Annotated in this window: 15 protein-coding genes; 7 read left to right on the forward strand and 8 right to left on the reverse strand. The window is 37.2% G+C overall.

Annotation, left to right across the window (positions count from 1 at the left end; genetic code table 11):
- Positions 1 to 7 precede the first annotated feature (7 nt).
- A complete protein-coding gene (locus tag PL9214_RS21635) occupies positions 8 to 673 on the forward strand; it encodes a lysophospholipid acyltransferase family protein (protein WP_072720817.1) in 666 nt (221 codons plus the stop codon).
- 8 nt (positions 674 to 681) lie between these two features.
- Here PL9214_RS21635 and PL9214_RS21640 read toward each other — a convergent pair whose 3' ends face one another.
- Positions 682 to 2,058 carry a helix-turn-helix domain-containing protein gene (locus tag PL9214_RS21640; protein ID WP_072720821.1) on the reverse strand — a complete coding sequence of 459 codons (1,377 nt, stop codon included), beginning with the start codon at positions 2,056 to 2,058 and terminating at the stop codon, positions 682 to 684.
- A gap of 325 nt (positions 2,059 to 2,383) precedes the next feature.
- Here PL9214_RS21640 and PL9214_RS21645 point away from each other — a divergent pair, with 325 nt between their 5' ends.
- The 5 genes from PL9214_RS21645 to PL9214_RS21670 all read left to right on the forward strand — a co-directional run bounded on the left by PL9214_RS21645 (position 2,384) and on the right by PL9214_RS21670 (position 5,152).
- Complete coding sequence (locus PL9214_RS21645) at positions 2,384 to 3,124, forward strand: hypothetical protein (protein WP_072720822.1); 741 nt, start codon at positions 2,384 to 2,386, stop codon at positions 3,122 to 3,124.
- Positions 3,125 to 3,133: 9 nt separating this feature from the next.
- A complete protein-coding gene (locus PL9214_RS21650) occupies positions 3,134 to 3,628 on the forward strand; it encodes a hypothetical protein (protein ID WP_072720823.1) in 495 nt (164 codons plus the stop codon).
- 44 nt (positions 3,629 to 3,672) lie between these two features.
- On the forward strand, positions 3,673 to 4,026 hold the full coding sequence (locus PL9214_RS21655) for a hypothetical protein (RefSeq protein ID WP_139295128.1): 354 nt from the start codon (positions 3,673 to 3,675) through the stop codon (positions 4,024 to 4,026).
- Between the two features lie 519 nt (positions 4,027 to 4,545).
- A complete protein-coding gene (gene vapB, locus PL9214_RS21665) occupies positions 4,546 to 4,767 on the forward strand; it encodes a type II toxin-antitoxin system VapB family antitoxin (protein WP_072720828.1) in 222 nt (73 codons plus the stop codon).
- Between the two features lies 1 nt (position 4,768).
- A complete protein-coding gene (locus tag PL9214_RS21670) occupies positions 4,769 to 5,152 on the forward strand; it encodes a type II toxin-antitoxin system VapC family toxin (protein WP_072720830.1) in 384 nt (127 codons plus the stop codon).
- 51 nt (positions 5,153 to 5,203) lie between these two features.
- Here PL9214_RS21670 and PL9214_RS21675 read toward each other — a convergent pair whose 3' ends face one another.
- Together PL9214_RS21675 and PL9214_RS21680 are read right to left on the reverse strand one after the other, a co-directional pair.
- Positions 5,204 to 5,434: a type II toxin-antitoxin system Phd/YefM family antitoxin gene (locus tag PL9214_RS21675; protein ID WP_072720833.1), complete on the reverse strand. Its 231-nt coding sequence runs from the start codon at positions 5,432 to 5,434 to the stop codon at positions 5,204 to 5,206.
- 3 nt (positions 5,435 to 5,437) lie between these two features.
- Positions 5,438 to 8,230, reverse strand: coding sequence for a TIGR02921 family PEP-CTERM protein (locus PL9214_RS21680; protein WP_072720834.1), 2,793 nt, complete (start codon positions 8,228 to 8,230; stop codon positions 5,438 to 5,440).
- A gap of 286 nt (positions 8,231 to 8,516) precedes the next feature.
- Here PL9214_RS21680 and PL9214_RS21685 point away from each other — a divergent pair, with 286 nt between their 5' ends.
- Positions 8,517 to 9,371 (forward strand): IS5 family transposase, encoded by an 855-nt coding sequence (locus PL9214_RS21685; RefSeq protein WP_072720836.1) that lies wholly within the window; start codon positions 8,517 to 8,519, stop codon positions 9,369 to 9,371.
- 185 nt (positions 9,372 to 9,556) lie between these two features.
- Here PL9214_RS21685 and rbp (PL9214_RS21690) read toward each other — a convergent pair whose 3' ends face one another.
- From rbp (PL9214_RS21690) to PL9214_RS21710, 5 genes are all read right to left on the reverse strand, one after another.
- Positions 9,557 to 9,877 (reverse strand): RNA-binding regulator, encoded by a 321-nt coding sequence (rbp, locus tag PL9214_RS21690; protein ID WP_072720837.1) that lies wholly within the window; start codon positions 9,875 to 9,877, stop codon positions 9,557 to 9,559.
- 184 nt (positions 9,878 to 10,061) lie between these two features.
- On the reverse strand, positions 10,062 to 10,364 hold the full coding sequence (rbp, locus tag PL9214_RS21695; protein WP_072720839.1) for an RNA-binding regulator: 303 nt from the start codon (positions 10,362 to 10,364) through the stop codon (positions 10,062 to 10,064).
- 298 nt (positions 10,365 to 10,662) lie between these two features.
- Positions 10,663 to 13,377 (reverse strand): bifunctional diguanylate cyclase/phosphodiesterase, encoded by a 2,715-nt coding sequence (locus PL9214_RS21700; RefSeq protein ID WP_186440432.1) that lies wholly within the window; start codon positions 13,375 to 13,377, stop codon positions 10,663 to 10,665.
- 145 nt (positions 13,378 to 13,522) lie between these two features.
- Entirely contained in the window at positions 13,523 to 14,131 is a 609-nt protein-coding gene (locus tag PL9214_RS21705) for a single-stranded DNA-binding protein (protein WP_072720842.1), read from the reverse strand.
- A 112-nt stretch (positions 14,132 to 14,243) separates the two neighbouring features.
- A complete protein-coding gene (locus PL9214_RS21710; RefSeq protein WP_072720844.1) occupies positions 14,244 to 16,775 on the reverse strand; it encodes a mannose-1-phosphate guanyltransferase in 2,532 nt (843 codons plus the stop codon).
- Positions 16,776 to 16,898 lie beyond the last annotated feature (123 nt).

Here is a 16,898-nt window from a genome sequence, read left to right on the forward strand (position 1 = left end):
TAATCTAATGTTGGAAAGTCTTTCTAACTCTAAAATTTCCCCTTGGTTAACACCCATTGCTTATCTTTTATGCTCTAGTGTAGTTATCCCCTTCTATTTTAAGAATATTGAAATTGAAGGTCAAGATTATTTACCCCGAACAGGTGCAGTTATTTTAGCACCTACTCATCGTTCCCGATGGGATGCAATTTTATTAGCTTATTCAGCCGGACGTTGGGTAACAGGACGAGACTTAAGATACATGGTTTTATTAGAGCAAACTCAGGGGTTTCAAGGGTGGTTTATTCAACGGTTGGGGGGGTTTCCTGTTAACCGAGAACACCCTGGAACATCCAGTATTCGCTATAGTATTGAAGTGTTAAAACAAGAACAAATTTTAGTTTTATTTCCCGAAGGACATATTTTTTTAGAATGGGATATTCATCCCATTCAACCCGGAGTCGCGCGAATTGCATTACAAACTTTATCCCAAAAACCGGATTTAGATTTAAAAATTATTCCGATTAGTATTCGTTATGATAGACCTGCACCGATTTCTAAAGGGTCTTCTGTTCAAATCAAAATGGGTTCTCCAATTCAGGTTAATAACTATACAGAACAATCTCCTAAATTGGCGACAAAATCTTTAACCTCAGATTTACAAACAGCCATTAAAATGTTACATCATAGATGATTAATTTTCTATTTACTTGATATGTATTGTTTAATTAAAGGTAAAATAGTATAACAATTACCTTGTTGTTCGATTAAACAGCGTCGTAATAAAGATTGAATGGCGTTGAGCAAATCTGATGAGATAACTTGGCTATTTTCTAACAATTTAACTAAATTCACTGGATTGTTTTCGGCTACCAATAAAGACAGCACTTGTTTTTCTGCCTCTGATAAGCGATCGCATTGTTGTTGTAAACTCTCTTTCACCTCTTCGGGTAACAATAGGGTATCTTTCAATAAGACTTCAGTTGCACATCCTCCCAACTCTTGGATCAAATTTGCTATACTTTTTAACCAGAAGGGATTGCCTTGATAAGGTTGAATAATTGTCTCAAAATTCTCAATTTCAGCTAACCCATAATCTCTAAATATTTCGCGTACAGCAACAAGATCTAAACCCGTTAATTGTAAAGTCCGAATTACAGAATTTTGGTTTTTAACCTCAGTTACAATTCGAGGTTGTTCCCAACCCATTAACAAGAAACAACTTTGATGAGATAACTCTTTAATCTGTTTAAATAAAGTTCGATAGTCTTCATATCCGGGTTTATATTTTCCGGCTAATTCTCCGCTACTAAAAAGATTGTGAATATTATTCAAAACCACTAAACAGCGATACTTTTGCAAATATTTGATTAGGGGTAAAGCTTTCGGATGAGGTATTGATAAATCTAGTTCTTCTGACTGCGAAAAAAATTCGATTAAGTTAGTTTGAAATTCTGCTAAAGTTGGAGATGAGTCAAAATTGCACCAAATTACAGACTCAAATTCATCTTTAATTTGTTGAACCAATTGCACCGTTAACGCCGTTTTCCCCATCCCACTAATACCCGTAATGGCAATCAAACGACAGCGTTGTTGTAAAATCCAATTTGTCAAGGTTTCTAATTCAGGCGTGCGACCATAAAAAGCACCTAAATCAGGCATTTCACTTAAATCATAACATTGGTTTTTAGATTGTTTAGTATTATAACTATTCTCATTTTGCTGATACGGGTTCGGTATATCTGGCGGGTGTCTTCCTTCTCCACAAATATTAAAACTATCATTAACTACAACATCTTTTGCAAAGTTGAAAAGATTAGAGTTTTGTAACCTCTCCATCGCGGCTCGAAAATTCGATTTACTAATATCTTCCCCTAGTTCCTCTGAAAAAATCTGCCATAATTTTGATCCCGCATTCCTAACGTTACTTTCAGAACAATCAAAGTCCTTAGCAATTTGTTTATATGTCTCATGTTGTAGAGTGCCCCGCAATACCGCTTCCTCTAAATCATCAAGATGCTGGCCCGTTTGAGCGAAGACTATTTTATCAGCGACTTTTAACACTTCTTTGAGATCCATAAGGGGTAGGAGATACAAGACTTTTATGTATTATAGTGCACCTTTACCGACTTTCTTGAACTATTTTGTATATTTTTGTATAAAAATAGATCTCAAGAGGATAAAAGCAGGTAGAAACTGTTGGCAAAATTGAACATTTTTAGGCTAGACAATACTTGAGTTTGTCAGGGATAATAATAGACATATTAAAGCGCAATTTTAGGGATTAAACGTTTGCTGTTTTACACCCTTTAATGGCTTTATAGATTGCATTTGCGATCTAATTATAAGTTCAACAACTAATTTTTGGTGCGCGAGTAAATTTAGAAAAACCGCATTTTTTGTTATGCTTGATAATATATGGACTTGGGCTGATATAGTCTCACTTTCCGCAGGATTTATCTTGTTTCTTATGACAGTTTGGATAGGTAAAAATCAAGAGAAATCAGTTTATCTAATAAGGGATCTTACCCAAGAAATTAAATATCTTCAAACCGGACTATCAGGATTAGAAATATATGAAAAAATTGGTGTGATTGAAAAGGGAATACACAGACTTGGGGAAGGAGAATCTAGTTCAGCATCAGCATTGCTTTATGACTGTTTATCCTTATTGCCAGTGTTGCAATTTTGTGAGAAAGATCTTGCTATTGATTATGCTGATAATCTCCTGCTTGAATCTTTAAGATTATTAACACATTATGATTCATGTGGCGGAAAACCATTAGCTGCAATTTTAGTTCGGCGTTCATTAAAACAAATTGATAAACTTGACAAACTTGATAAAAATAAGATCATTAAAAACAATAAGAAGCAAAAAAAATTGGGTGATTTTATAGCCACTATAGATACACTACTGTTACAGCCAACATCAGATAATAGAAATAATTATAACAGGTTAAGCCGGAAAATAGAAAGTTCTATAGCAACATATTTATATGAATTAAAATCTACAGATCCACAAAGAATGAAAGAAATTTGTGATCAGTTTTTACAAGAAAATACGGTGATGAGACTTTTAGATTTAAAGAATAGAAAAGACTACGAAATTATAGAATTGCTAAACTCATCAAACCAAAAAGATTAAATTATTAATATGAAATCAACTGAAATTCCTTTTTTAATGTTTCAAGCATTTTTTCATGCTTCAATCAGAATTCAACTGAATTGGCAGAGATTAAAAATCGAAAAAATTACTGTTAAAATCACTGTTTTTGATCAATTAGAAAATCCTTCGGCTTGGTATTTACCCTGGTATTTTAATAATTTATATGAGGAAGTCAGCTATTTAGAATCAAATGCAAATCCACTGACACTGGCAGATATTCCTAAAGCTATAAATCGTCTTGATAGTGGACGTAGAGACAAAATTCAAGAGCTATTAAATGAATTCATAAATACTACTCAACAACCCGTTCAACTTGTAATAGCAACATACGCATTACCAAATGGCAAACACTTAATAATGGACGGCAATCATCGTTCTTCTGCTCTGATTCTTGCTGGAGTTAAAGCCAGGTTAATGGTTTTTGAGATTTGTGGGCCAATTGACAAAGAATTAATTCCAGATTTGTGTCACTGGAAAAACTAGAGTTTGTATTTCTGAACGTAGTATATAAGAAGGCAAAAACAACAATGTGGGAAACAAGACTTAATGTTATATATTGCACTAACTCTGAGGATATTGAATCTCAATTTGAAAGCTTAATGCTTCATTTGAGGTTGGCTAGAATCAATATTGTTAGTGATGGACGCACATCAGTCTGGAAAAGTGCGACAATTAAGGGCATTAATATTTTTTTAGAACAACCTTCTGATTTAGAAAAAGCAGCCGAACTTGTAAGGGAATTTTTTAATAGTAGAATTGATCAGTTACAACTTTGCTCATGGCAGAGTAATGGTATAAATGCCAAAGTGATAATTAAAGGTGTCGTAAACTACAATGAAAATCCAATACCAAAATCAAAGTTAGAATACATAATGGAATAGCAGCCTTTTTCTATTTAATTAGGAAAAGTGAACCAGAAACCGGGTTTCTCAGAAAGATGAGCGGATCTCAACCGAGATTGTTGTTAAGAAACCCGGTTTCTCAGAAAGTTGTATCAATTACGCATCGTAAAGCAACGGTCATCTATTGCGATCCTCTTGAATTAAAATAGTGCTATCTGTTAATCCAAAATCCCTGGGATTAACTCTCGGACGATTACGAATTCTTTGTAGAATTGCTGACATGGGTTGGTTCTCTTGCGTCCGATTTATCATTACTTTGTCAAGATCAAATAATAAGGATTCCGTCAACAGATGAATAACTGCCTCATTAAGAGTAAAATTTTTCTCTGAGGCTAGACACTCAATCTGACTATATAGTTCATCAGGCAAGTTTTCAATCTGAAGTTTAGCCATTGCACTCTCAGAATTACTTAATTTATTATATCACCAGTTTTCTTCATATCAATGTAATTATGGTATAATAAGTAAAAATAATCTTGCCAATATTGCCTAGTAATCATGACTATTGATATAGAGATTTTTCAAACTATCGTCAAGATGCCAGAATCTTTAAAAAAAGAGATATTGGATTATGCACAATATCTACTTGAGAAACACGCCAAAAGTGAATCATCTCAAGAAAAACTTGAAGAATTTCAGGGTTATGGAAGTTGGGTTGGTCAGATCTTTATGTCTGATGATTTCGATCAACCACTTGAAGATCTAAAGGAATATATGTAAGATGACATTTTTGTTAGATACTCATGCCTTTTTGTGGTATTTAACTGGCGATCCTAATCTAGGCAGTAAAGCGAAAGAAGTAATTGATACTAAAACCGATTTGTATTTTAGTATTGCCAGCCTTTGGGAAATATCAATTAAAATTAATATCGGTAAGCTTCAACTCAATCGACCCTTTGAAGATTTATCAAAGGAATTGCAATATCTTAATGTTCAAATTCTACCAATTACAGTTAAAGATACCGAGTTTTATGCAAATCTGCCCCTACATCACCGAGATCCTTTTGATCGCATCCTCGTAGCACAGGCGATGAATCATTCCCTTATTTTAATTAGTCGTGATCCAGCTTTTGATAATTATCTAATTCAGAGGTTGTGGTTATAAGGTCATGAAACTGAACATGACTAGCATCAGGGAAAAGATCAGCCAGAAGTTTCACTCTAAAACCTCCCAAGGTTCGGCAACAGAAATGATTAAATCTCCTAATATTTTACCACTTCCTTTCATAGCCCCAAAAGCGGAGCGTGAATGTTGGCTGTTGGCAGGATAGATAATTACTAATGGTTTTCCTTTATGAATAACAGTTAGGGGGGTTTTGGTACGTTCGACCTCTATTAATAGAGTTTGGAAGGTTTGAGGTAATTCAGTCGTGGTAATTTGTGTCATTTTTTAAGGGTTCATATTATTTTTTTGAGATTTAACAATCATAAATAACCCAATAATTCCTAAGCCAACGACCATTCCCGGTTCAGGAACACTAGCCGTATTATTTAAAGGATTATTGGGTTTATTTAACTGTTCTTTCCCCGTTTCAATTTTGCGATTAAATCGATCAGCAGAAGCTTCTGCGGCTTTTAGAGCTTGACGTTGTTCATCATTAACTAAAACAATCATTGAAGAATAAGGGGTAACAATATTATAGGTTTTTGCGATCGCATGAATCCCATCTAATTCTGTTAATTGTTGATCCGAGGTTTTCTGACTTAATCCCCGAACTAATAATCGTGCGACGATAGGTTCAAACCCCTGAGAATTTGTAGGTTTTTCTGTGGTTTTTTCCATGAACCATTCATAACCATCTGCTACCGTTAAAACCGTCGGTTTGGGTTGGGGTGAACTAACTAATTTCTGGGTTAATTGTTCAGTGGTTGCGATGCGTTTCATTACCTCAGAAATATCAGTAGAAACGCCACCACCACTGGTTTGAATCATCTTTAAGGTTCCATCTTCATAAGCCGGAGCAAGGGAGCCTAAATGGACAATCCACAGGGGAACAGAAATCTGAGGAACCCCTGTTTTATCTTCTGATAGTTCATAACTTCCTTCATCGCTAATTAATATAATCCCGTCATAGGGTTTATTTCCCTTCAACTCCATAAATTGACGTAACATTTCCTTAATTTGCAGGGTTCCATAAAAGGCTTTTTGATTCACCTGAAACTGATGCAAATCATCAATTAATTGGGGTTGATTTCCTTCCGTTGCGGTTACATATAAATCCGCTTGATTATTTGGAAGAACATTAGTTTTAAACCAGTCTAAGCTTTTAGCTAATTCCTGTTGATGGTTTCCCATACTTCGAGAAGTATCCAGAATAATTGCAAATTGTTTCCCTTGGGGTAAACTATAATCTTTTTCAGTTAAAGGTTGAGCGGTAATTTTGTAGCCTTCTAAACTAACTTGATGGGATTGAATTGACGCTTTAGAAGCGGGTAAACTTGCCTCTAACCAATTCTTGTCAAACCCTCTAATTCTTTTTTGATTGCGAATGCGTTGGGTGCTTTTTGTCCAGAAAATATTGCGTTTTTCACCCACTTTAGGTAAGGGCCATTGATTCCCTTGACCCATGACTTTATAGGTTAACCAAAGATGCAATTCTGTAGGAAGACTCGAATTATTTATATTCCAAGAAGTTGATTTAGCAGGAATCGGAAAAGCGCGCAGTCGATAATGTTGGGTTCCGACTTGTTCTAATAATGCTGGGTCAACAGGACGTTCCCGTTTGACTTGGGAATTATACACTTTTTGAGCCGCACCTCTGGGGGAAACGGTAAAGGGAAAACGAGTCGCTTTATTATTCGTATCTCCTAACCAAAGACCTGTAATTACGGCTGTTTCGGGTAAGGAAAAGGAGTAAAAAATTTCTTCTACATCGTTGGTTTGATTTTGATATACTTCATGGATTTCTACCTCTCCCCAGTCTCCCTTTTCTTGAACCGTAACGTCTTGTTTTGCTAACCAAACTTTCTTCTGATTAATATTCAATAATCCGGCTTTTGCTTCATCTAAAATAGCAGTAGATTTGAGTGCGTGTTGAATAGCAACCCGTTCTCCTTTTTGAATGGAAGTATCAAAAAAATCAGCATAGAGTTTTTCGGCTTTCTCCGCATCTTTATCTAAATCTCCTTGATACAGAAAGGGGGACATCACTTGATTATAACTATTCTGAATGGTATCTAAGAGAGGTTGAGGCAGGTTAAAAACATCTTTGTATATTCTCTCAATAGAATTACTATCTTTGACGGCTCCTAAATAACGATAGGCGGATAGATAGGCATTAATTAATCCTTTACGGATGGGTTGAGATTGTGCTAATAATTCTTGTTTTTGTTGATCAGTTTGGGGAATTGTTTCTAACTTTTGAAAGGCTAAAACTTGCGGTTGATGGAGAAAATTTATAAATAAAATTATCCAAAGGGTTAGGGTTCCTAATATAATTTGGGTAGTACGAATACGACCATATTGAGCCGCAAAGTTGCGGATAATTCGTTGTCCTGAATGAATATAAAGGGCAACAAAAGCGGAAGGCATTCCTAAAAATAGGGTGGCTGTTCCGGTGAACAAAATTGTCACGATAGAAAAAGATAATAAGAAATCATGAGTTAAAGACTGCCAAAGAAAAGTTAACCATTCCCATGAAAAGAACTGGCGCAGGAGAATAACAGCAAGGGGAACAGCATAATAGAAAAGAAAAATTCCCACATATAACCCGACTAATAGCATTAAGCTATGGGTAACGAGTTGGATTCCTGTTAAAAATCGATGAGTTTTATTCTGCTTATTTCCTAAATATCCCCATAATAATTCTACGAAAAAAGCAGAAATACAAATCAGAATTGTACTTAAAACTAAACGGCTGGCTGGAGTGAGTTCTCGGAAAATAAATAATCGTACCAGACAAAAGAGAAACAGGGGTGCTTCTACACCATAAAATAATCGGATTAACTCAATAGGTCGTTGGCGGAAATATCGTTTACCAATAATGGTACAAACGGTAGGAACTGCAATCAAAGCAAGAATGGTTAAGGTAAATTCTAGTTCAATTTCCCCGCTCCAGGTTGCCAACACTAAAAAAATAGCTAGAAAAGGGAAAATCCAAAGATAAACAACACTGAGAAAGGTTACATTCCAAACCCAAAAAATTATTTTGAATAGGGTATGCAGGGTTTTAGTTAGATTCATATCACTCCATCAACGCCTTTAGGAAGATAAAAGTTAAACAGAAAATTTTGGGCCTAACTTCATTTTCTAGTTTAACCATCTACAGTTGAGCTATCAGTGATTACTGAATTTCCGAGGCAGAACTTTACAATTTGTTACTAGAACTCTTGCAAAATAATTTTATGGTATAATGATAAGTTTTACTCAATTTCATAAAATCACAGAGACTAACCATTCTTCACAAACTTTTGCTAAAAACCACATAAAATGGTAACAATTGAAAGTAAATTTAGACAATAACTCTGTAATGAATACTCAATTTTATCTAAATTTGAAACCTCATGAATTTAAACGGAGATTTGGTGTCAAGATTCAAACCTTTCAAGAAATGGTTAATGCCATAGAGCAGTTCAGATTAGAACATCCTAAAGATAGAAGAGGACGTCACACCCTCTTGACTCTCCCAGAGCAAGTTTTAGTAGCCTTGGAATATTGGCGAGAATACAGAACGTATTTTCATATTGGGACAAATTGGGGAGTATCAGAATCAACGATTTGCCGAATTGTCGCTGACATTGAATCAACTTTAATGAAAACAGGAAAGTTTCGGATTCCGGGAAAAAAAGCCTTAATTCAAGATTCTGGCTACCCCGAAATCGTAGTGATGGATGTCACAGAAACGGCTATTGAAAGACCGAAAAAAAAACAGAAAAAATGTTACTCAGGAAAGAAAAAAAATCACACGCTCAAAATTCAGTTAGTAATTGATCAAGAAAGTAAACAGATTATTTGTGCGGATTTTGGACAAGGACATTGCCACGACTTCAGCTTATTCAAAAAAAGCAAAATCCATTTTCACCCCCAAACTGATAGCTTACAAGATAGTGGCTATCAAGGGATTAAGGATTATCACTTGAATAGCTATGTACCCAAAAAGAAACCCAAAAAGGGCAATCTTTCGGTCTTAGAAAAAGACTATAATCAAGCTTTGGCTCATCAACGAATTGTAATTGAACACGTTAATCGGAGCCTGAAAATTTTCAGGATCTTATCGAGTCGTTATCGAAATCGTCGCCGTCGTTATGGCCTTCGTTGTAATTTGTTGTCAGCCATTTATAATTATGAGTTGACACTACGGTCTGAAAGTGAAAACTTTTTATAATAGCATAGATTTTTTTTGCAAGAGGTCTACTCAACCCAATTACTCAATTCAAAAATAAAAATATTAGATTTAAACATAAAAAAAGCCCAAGCCACAAAAAAGCTTGAGCTTTCTTTCTTTTAGGGGATGAAATCTAGGAACTGATGGGGTTCAATCTGAATCGAAATAACCAGTCCAAGAGTTGTTTAGTAGCGACGACCACCACGACCACCACTACCACTACGACCACCACCACCAAAGGAACCATTGCCACCCCCTGCATTTTCACGGGGTTTGGCTTTATTCACTTTCATGCTCCGACCCATCCATTCCGCACCATCGAGTTCATCAATGGCGGTTGCTTCTTCCGCTTCCGTTTCCATTTCTACAAAAGCAAAGCCACGTACCTTACCGGTTTCACGGTCTTTAGGAAGCTGAACCCGTTTGACAGAACCATATTCTGCAAACACGCTGGTTAGATCGTCTTGGGTGACTTCGTAGGAAAGATTGCCGACATAAATAGACATGGGTTATCTCCAAAATCAAGACAGTGCAGAGGTTGGAATTTCGGAGAGAAGCCTGTCCAAACCAAACGGGAAATGCCCATCAAGACTACAAACAAAAGCTACAACCGAATTTTACTCTCACTGATTACTCTAGCACAACCTGTTAAAAAACAGATCCGAATTAATGTTGCGTTAAATCACTCACTTAGTAGCGACGGGAATAATTTTGTTTATTTCCCCAACTCCCTCTGGCGGGTTTCCGTTCTTCACGGGGTCGAGCTTTATTCACTTTCAGAACTCGACTCATCCACTCAGCACCATCAAGTTCATTAATGGCTTTAGTTTCTTCATCATCAGTCATCATTTCAACAAAGCCAAATCCCCGTTTTTTCCGAGTTTCCCGGTCAACAGGGATTTGAACTTCTTTCACAGAACCATACTCAGTAAAAACTTCTCTGAGATCGTCTTCTGTGACGTCGTAAGACAAATTACCTACATAGATCGTCATTACTTACCTTTTCAGTCAAAAATCAAGGGTGTGCGGAGATTGGAATTCGGAGGGACGCGGGCAGAACTTACACATAGAGAGCAAAATTGTTCCTGATGCCATCGCAAACTAGGCTACCGATATCTAATCTTTTTAAGATAATAACATTTTTTTCCCAAAAAACTATATCTATCTTTTGATAGACTTAAATTTTTTTATAATAATTCTCATATACAGCGATTGTATCTTGTTTTTGTTACATTGTTACAGATTGTAAAGAAAAATTTCAGTATTTATTATGATGCGGTTGCAATGAATCTTAAGAAAGAAAGCGGATTAAAAATTCTGTGGTTTTTAAACGATCTAACGGTTGAGAAATTAAATAACCCTGTCCATAATTGCATCCCAACTCTTTTAATTTTTCCAGTTGAATTGGGGTTTCAATTCCTTCAGCGACTACATCCATCCCTAGGCTATGAGCTAACATAATAATCGTGTGAATAATTTCTGTTCCTTCGGTTTCAGACTGGATTTTGCTCACAAAAGAACGATCAATTTTTAAAGTGCAGAGTGGAAAGTTATGGAGCCGACTTAAAGAAGAATATCCGGTTCCAAAATCATCAATACACAATTTTATTCCGAGTTCTTGAAGTTGTTGAAGTAAACTTTGTTCAAAGGTTAAAAATTCCAAAAAACACGTTTCAGTCACTTCTAGCTTTAATAGCCAATTTTTAAGCGGATAATTTTCAAGAATTTTTTTAAAATTTTCGATTAAATTAACTTGCCTTAAATCAACAGGAGAGAGATTAACACTCATACTCAACGGAGGTAAATCAGGAAATTGTTGGTTCCAGTAATTCATTTGCTGACAGGCTTCTTTTAAGACCCATAAATCAATGGCTTGAATTAATCCTGTTTCTTCAGCAATGGGGATAAATTCACTGGGACTAATCATATTTCTATGAGGATGATTCCAACGAATTAACGCTTCAAATCCAATCAATCGTCTTGTCTCTAAAGAAATAATCGGTTGATAATATAATAAAAATTCTTCTCGAATTAATGCTTCTCTTAAATGATTTTCTAGTTGCAACCGTTCCATGGCTGGAATTTGCATCGCACTGGTTAAAACTTGATAACATCCCTTCCCTAAACGCTTGGCATGATACATCGCAATATCCGCATCTCGAATCACCTCTTCTGGTTGAGAATATCCCATTGAACTAAGGGAAATCCCAATACTAACCCCTGTAAAAATCGGATTTTGATGAATATAAAAAGGATGTTTAAGCTGTTCAATAATTCGTTGAGCTACATCTGTTGCTTCATTGACATCTTTAATATTTTCTAATAAAATAATAAATTCATCTCCTCCGATTCGTGCAACAGTATCCTTAAATTTGACGATCGTTGTTAAACGGTGGGCAACACTTTTTAATAATTCATCTCCGACTAAATGACCCAAGCTATCATTAATGACTTTAAATCGGTCTAAATCTAAAAACAAAATTGCATATAAATAATGCTTTTTATGGTTTGTTTTTTGAATTAAATACTGGAGTCTATTTAACAGCCAGGTTCGATTTTTTAACCCAGTCAAACTATCATGAAACGCATCAAATTTGAGTTTTTCTTCCCGTTTTAATAATTCTGCTTGTGTTTTTTTTAAATGTTCTAAAGCTAAAGAAAGTTCTGCTGTTCGTTGATAGACTCGATCCTCTAATTCTTTATTAGAACTTTCAATCGCTGCTTTGGCTTGTTGCAATTCTGCCGTGCGTTCTTGCACTCGCACTTCTAATTTCTCAAAAGCAGCCTTTAACTGCATTGCCATGAGATTAAATGACCGAGCTAAAATTCCCAGTTCATCTGTGCGATTGAGTTCAATCTTTTGGTCTAATTCTCCTTGAGCGATCGCTTGACTAGCTTGACTTAATTGAATAATGGGAGCCGTAATCCAATGAGCCGTTATTATTCCCAGACCAGTAGCAATACCCAAAGCCAAAAAACACAGCAAAATCGTAATTTTTTGAGCCTCTGTAATCGGAGTCATAAAATCACTTTCAGGAACAACAACACAAATTAACCAATCAATTCCTTTTCCATCTAAATAGGGAAAAATTTGTGCAATGTATCGTTTATTATCCCATTTAAAATCCAAGAAAACCGCTCCTTGAATCTGCTGAAAACTCTGAACCTGATTTTGTAACTGTTTCGTAGTTTCTCGAATCCAAAACTCTTGACTTTCTATGGCTTTAATTCTTTGGAGTTGACCCTGTTTAACCCTAAAAGGATTACTCCTAGAAGAACTAGCAACCAACATCCCGGAACGCTCAATAATAAAACTTTGTCCAGATTGACCAATTTTCAACCCTCGCAGAACATCACTAATTTCTGATAAGGTTAAAGGTGTATCCAGGACTCCTAATAAACGGCCTTGTTGATTATAAATCGGTAAGACCGCATCAATGGCTAAGGTGCTGTGATCAAACCATAAATAAATCGGACTCCAAGTTGCTTTTTTCGCTTGAATAGCAGCTTGATACCAAGGGCGAGTGCGGGGATCATAATTAGGAAATATTCTTAAGAGTTGACCCGGTTTGCCATTAGAATTCAAAGCGTAGGTATAATACTGATTTTGAGTGAAAGCTTGAACAATTTCTAGCTGAAATTGCTGATTTTGACTTCTCTTGATTCCCAAATATTCTCCTTGCTCATTTCCCCAGGCGATATAATCCACAGAGGGAAAAGCATAGAATTGGTGAAGAAACCAAGGTTTAAAACGGGTTACATCTTTTAAGACGAATAATTTTTCACTCAGGACATTTTGATTCGTCTGATTGACAAGATGGGCTGCATTCAGATACGTTTTTAGGTTTAACTCAATGCGGGTACTAATTTCTTGATGCAACTGAATTACTAAATCGTTGACTGCTTTCTGTCCGTTTTTATAGGAAAAAAATCCTGTCATTCCGACTACAATAGAGATTTGTAACACAAACGGAATAACAAGCAATTGACGGAGTGGCAACTTCACAAGTGCTGATCTCCTTAAAAAGTAAAGCCTAATCAACGGATGACTCAATTCAAATCGCTGACATTGCATCAGTCATCGTTTCTGAACAATGAATCCTTTTGTAGAGCGCTTTGTTCCTAAATTTCAGCGCTTCTACAAACTGCAATTAAAATTTTGTCCACTCAAATCCAACACGGGGACGATTGATCTCTAATTCCCAACCCTCAACCAGTCCCGCTTCAACACTTGAAAATGCAACCGCCCGTTTAAAGGGAATCGGATCATAATCCGGGTTTTCCGGTTCGCTGGGGGGAGTGACTCGACTGGGGCTGGGATTAGCTGGGGGGCGACGGGATTCTAGGGAATCTTCAGAAACAGAAGTTGGAGTGCTGGCGCGGCGAGATCCTAAAGGAACCACTTTATTAGGGTTAGTGGCTGTGGGATCAGAATGTTGAGATTGAGTTTTGAATGGCATTTGCACCGGATAAATCCGTTGAGCCGTTAATTCTGCCCGTTTTTCTTTAAACCCTTCTTTTCGCTCAATCAGATTCATTCCTAAACGACCTTCAATAATGATTTGATCGCCTTGATGATATTTTTCATGAACTTCTTGGGCAAAATTTCCCCAAGCAATGACTCTTAAGGTGGAAGGAGGATCGACATCCCGCAGTGCTGGAAACTGAACTAACATTTCTGTTAGGGCGAGTTGACTATCAGAGGTATAACGTAGTTGCGGATCTTCAACAATCTCCGCCATCAAAATAATACTGTTCATAGGTTAAGCAACAAATTCCAGTACAAGGTTAAAAACTCCCTGGGAGTTGAGTTTTTTTGATCATGACATTTTTAGTCTAATCTTTAAACTCTTTTTCTGTTAATTTTGGATGTTAAACATCATCTGGGTGTTCCATCCCTTGGGATTGATTCACAAACTCATGGACTAAATTGCGATATTCTCGCAAGGTTGTATCAACCCAATCGCGATCAACACTATTGGCAAAAATGTGAACCAGAGGTTCTCCAGCATCGGGTAAAATCAACACCCAGTTATCATCTTGGTAATTAATTAATTTGACCCCATCAATTAATTCTAGGTTTTCTGGGGAATGAGTTTCAACTAAATGTCGCATCAATCCGCCTTTAATTGTCCAGGGACAACGCACGGTATACCGACGATGGACAACATGGGGTAAATCTGCCCGAACTTGGGTGAGCGATCGCTCTTGGGTCGTTAACATTTCTATAATTTTAGCAATAGAAAACATGGCATCAAACCCTGGATGCAGTTGGGGGAAAATAAACCCCATATCTCCACTTCCGCCTAAAACTACATTCGGGTTGCGGTGACAGGCTTCCATTAAAGCCGTCGGGTTGGCTTTGGTGCGAATGACTTTGGCATCATAACGGCGGGCTATTTGTTCAATGGCGGCGGAAGTATGAACTGGAACTACAACGGTACTGCGGGGATGGGAGGTTAAAACCATATTCACCATCAACGAGGTTAAGATTTCTCCCCGAATGGGACTTCCGGTTTCATCGACTAACATAAATTGTTCGCCGTTGGCATAGACTTGCGCCCCGAAATTAGCGCGTAAGGCTTCAACGACTCGCCCTAATTGATCGAGTAAATTTTCTCGTTCAGGAACCGATAAAGCGGTATGATTTAAGCTGGCATTTAAGACCACCGCATCACAGCCAAATTTGGCTAAAAGTTGCGGTAGAATTGCCCCAGAAACGGCATAAACATAATCAATAACAACTTTAGCATTACTGTAGCGTAACACTTCGGGATTGATATGTTTTCCAAAGCTGATACTATAAATATCGAGTAAATCAATCGTATAACTGACGTTACCAATTTCAGGAATTTGCGCCCGTCGTAAATCTTCTTTAAAATAAGCTCCTTCAATTTTCTTTTCTTTGGCTTTGGTAATATTAATTCCTTTATGATCTAAAAATTCAATTAATAGATAATCCGCCCGTTCGGGAGAAAGTCGGACGTGAATTCCCCCGGCAACTTTTAACGACGGAATGGCCGTGCGGGTAATCGGAATGGCAGTCGCATCTAAGTTAATAATATCGATGCCAACGGACATTAAACCCGCCACTAAGGAACGAGTCACCATGCGAGAAATCGGTCGTTGATCTCGCGAAACCGCCACCGTTGAACCGGGTTTTAAGGTTGATCCAAAAGCCGCCCCTAATTTAACCGCAAATTCCGGCGTAATATCAATATTGGCTAATCCTTGTACTCCCCGTTGACCAAATAAATTGCGTTGGGCGGTATTACCCCAAATTAAATTAATATTTAGGGTCGCGCCGGATTCGATTTTTTTACTGGGCCAGACTCGCACCCCTGGGCTAATTTGGGCTTCTTCTCCCACACTGGATAAGGAACCCACCACCGCCCCTTCGAGAACGTGGGCACGACGGTCTACACGCGCTCCTCTAGCAATCACACAGGCTCGTAAATGGGCATCATCCCCAATAATCGCACCATTCCAAATAATCGGCCGTTTAATATTAGCATCGGCACCGATGGTAACATTATCCCCAATGACGGTTCCGGCTTCAATTTGTGCTCTAGCGCCAATCCGACAATTGCGACCAATCAAAACGGGGGTTTCAATTTGGGCTGTTTCATCAATATAAGTATTTTCTCCCACCCACAACCCCGGAAAGCGTTCCGGGTAGGGAATTTTAAGTTTTACTTTCCCCATTAAGACATCATAATGGGCTTCTCGATAGATATCTAAATGACCAATATCACACCAATAGTTATTGGCAATAAACCCATACATGGGTTCATCTTTTTCTAAGAGTAAGGGGAATAAATCTTGAGAAAAATCACATTCTTGATCGTAGGGAAGATATTCTAAAACTTCCGGTTCTAAGATATAGGTTCCTGTATTCACCGTATCGGAAAAAACTTCACTGGTGGCGGGTTTTTCTAAAAAGCGACGAATGCGCTGATTTTCATCAGTAATCACCACCCCAAATTCAATAGGATTCGGCATTCGGGTTAAAATCAAGGTGGCTTTTGATTGTTTGCGATGATGAAATTCAATAGCGGCGGTTAAATCAAAATCCGTAACACTATCTCCGCTAATCACTAAAAAGGTTTGATCTAAAAGTTCAGCAATATTTTTAACACAGCCTGCGGTTCCCAGGGGTTGATCTTCTTCGACAGCATAAGTAATTTGGACACCTAAATCACTGCCATCATGAAAATATTCGCGCATCACATCAGGAAGATAATGTAATGTGGCAACTATTTCTATAATATTGTGTTGTTTGAGTAAATTAATAATATGTTCAGCAATGGGACGATTCAGTATCGGTACCATCGGCTTAGGAAGATCGCACGTTAAGGGTCGCAGTCGTGTTCCTGATCCACCCGCCATTAGCACTGCTCGCATATATCCTCCTGATTGATTTAGGCTGATTAATGATCTAAATTTTCCTGATTTTCTCACCGTTAAGTTAAGGTGAATCCGATCAGTGTTGGGTTCCTTAAATCGGGGGTTACTGAAAATACATTA

The organism is Planktothrix tepida PCC 9214 (assembly GCF_900009145.1).
Classification (GTDB): Bacteria; Cyanobacteriota; Cyanobacteriia; order Cyanobacteriales; family Microcoleaceae; genus Planktothrix; species Planktothrix tepida.

Coding starts and splice junctions, on each gene's coding strand:
- PL9214_RS21635 (WP_072720817.1), top strand. CDS start 8: ATGTTGGAAAGTCTTTCTAACTCTAAAATTTCCCCTTGGTTAACACCC.
- PL9214_RS21640 (WP_072720821.1), bottom strand. CDS start 2,058: ATGGATCTCAAAGAAGTGTTAAAAGTCGCTGATAAAATAGTCTTCGCT.
- PL9214_RS21645 (WP_072720822.1), top strand. CDS start 2,384: ATGCTTGATAATATATGGACTTGGGCTGATATAGTCTCACTTTCCGCA.
- PL9214_RS21650 (WP_072720823.1), top strand. CDS start 3,134: ATGAAATCAACTGAAATTCCTTTTTTAATGTTTCAAGCATTTTTTCAT.
- PL9214_RS21655 (WP_139295128.1), top strand. CDS start 3,673: ATGTGGGAAACAAGACTTAATGTTATATATTGCACTAACTCTGAGGAT.
- vapB (WP_072720828.1), top strand. CDS start 4,546: ATGACTATTGATATAGAGATTTTTCAAACTATCGTCAAGATGCCAGAA.
- PL9214_RS21670 (WP_072720830.1), top strand. CDS start 4,769: ATGACATTTTTGTTAGATACTCATGCCTTTTTGTGGTATTTAACTGGC.
- PL9214_RS21675 (WP_072720833.1), bottom strand. CDS start 5,434: ATGACACAAATTACCACGACTGAATTACCTCAAACCTTCCAAACTCTA.
- PL9214_RS21680 (WP_072720834.1), bottom strand. CDS start 8,230: ATGAATCTAACTAAAACCCTGCATACCCTATTCAAAATAATTTTTTGG.
- PL9214_RS21685 (WP_072720836.1), top strand. CDS start 8,517: ATGAATACTCAATTTTATCTAAATTTGAAACCTCATGAATTTAAACGG.
- rbp (WP_072720837.1), bottom strand. CDS start 9,877: ATGTCTATTTATGTCGGCAATCTTTCCTACGAAGTCACCCAAGACGAT.
- rbp (WP_072720839.1), bottom strand. CDS start 10,364: ATGACGATCTATGTAGGTAATTTGTCTTACGACGTCACAGAAGACGAT.
- PL9214_RS21705 (WP_072720842.1), bottom strand. CDS start 14,131: ATGAACAGTATTATTTTGATGGCGGAGATTGTTGAAGATCCGCAACTA.
- PL9214_RS21710 (WP_072720844.1), bottom strand. CDS start 16,775: ATGCGAGCAGTGCTAATGGCGGGTGGATCAGGAACACGACTGCGACCC.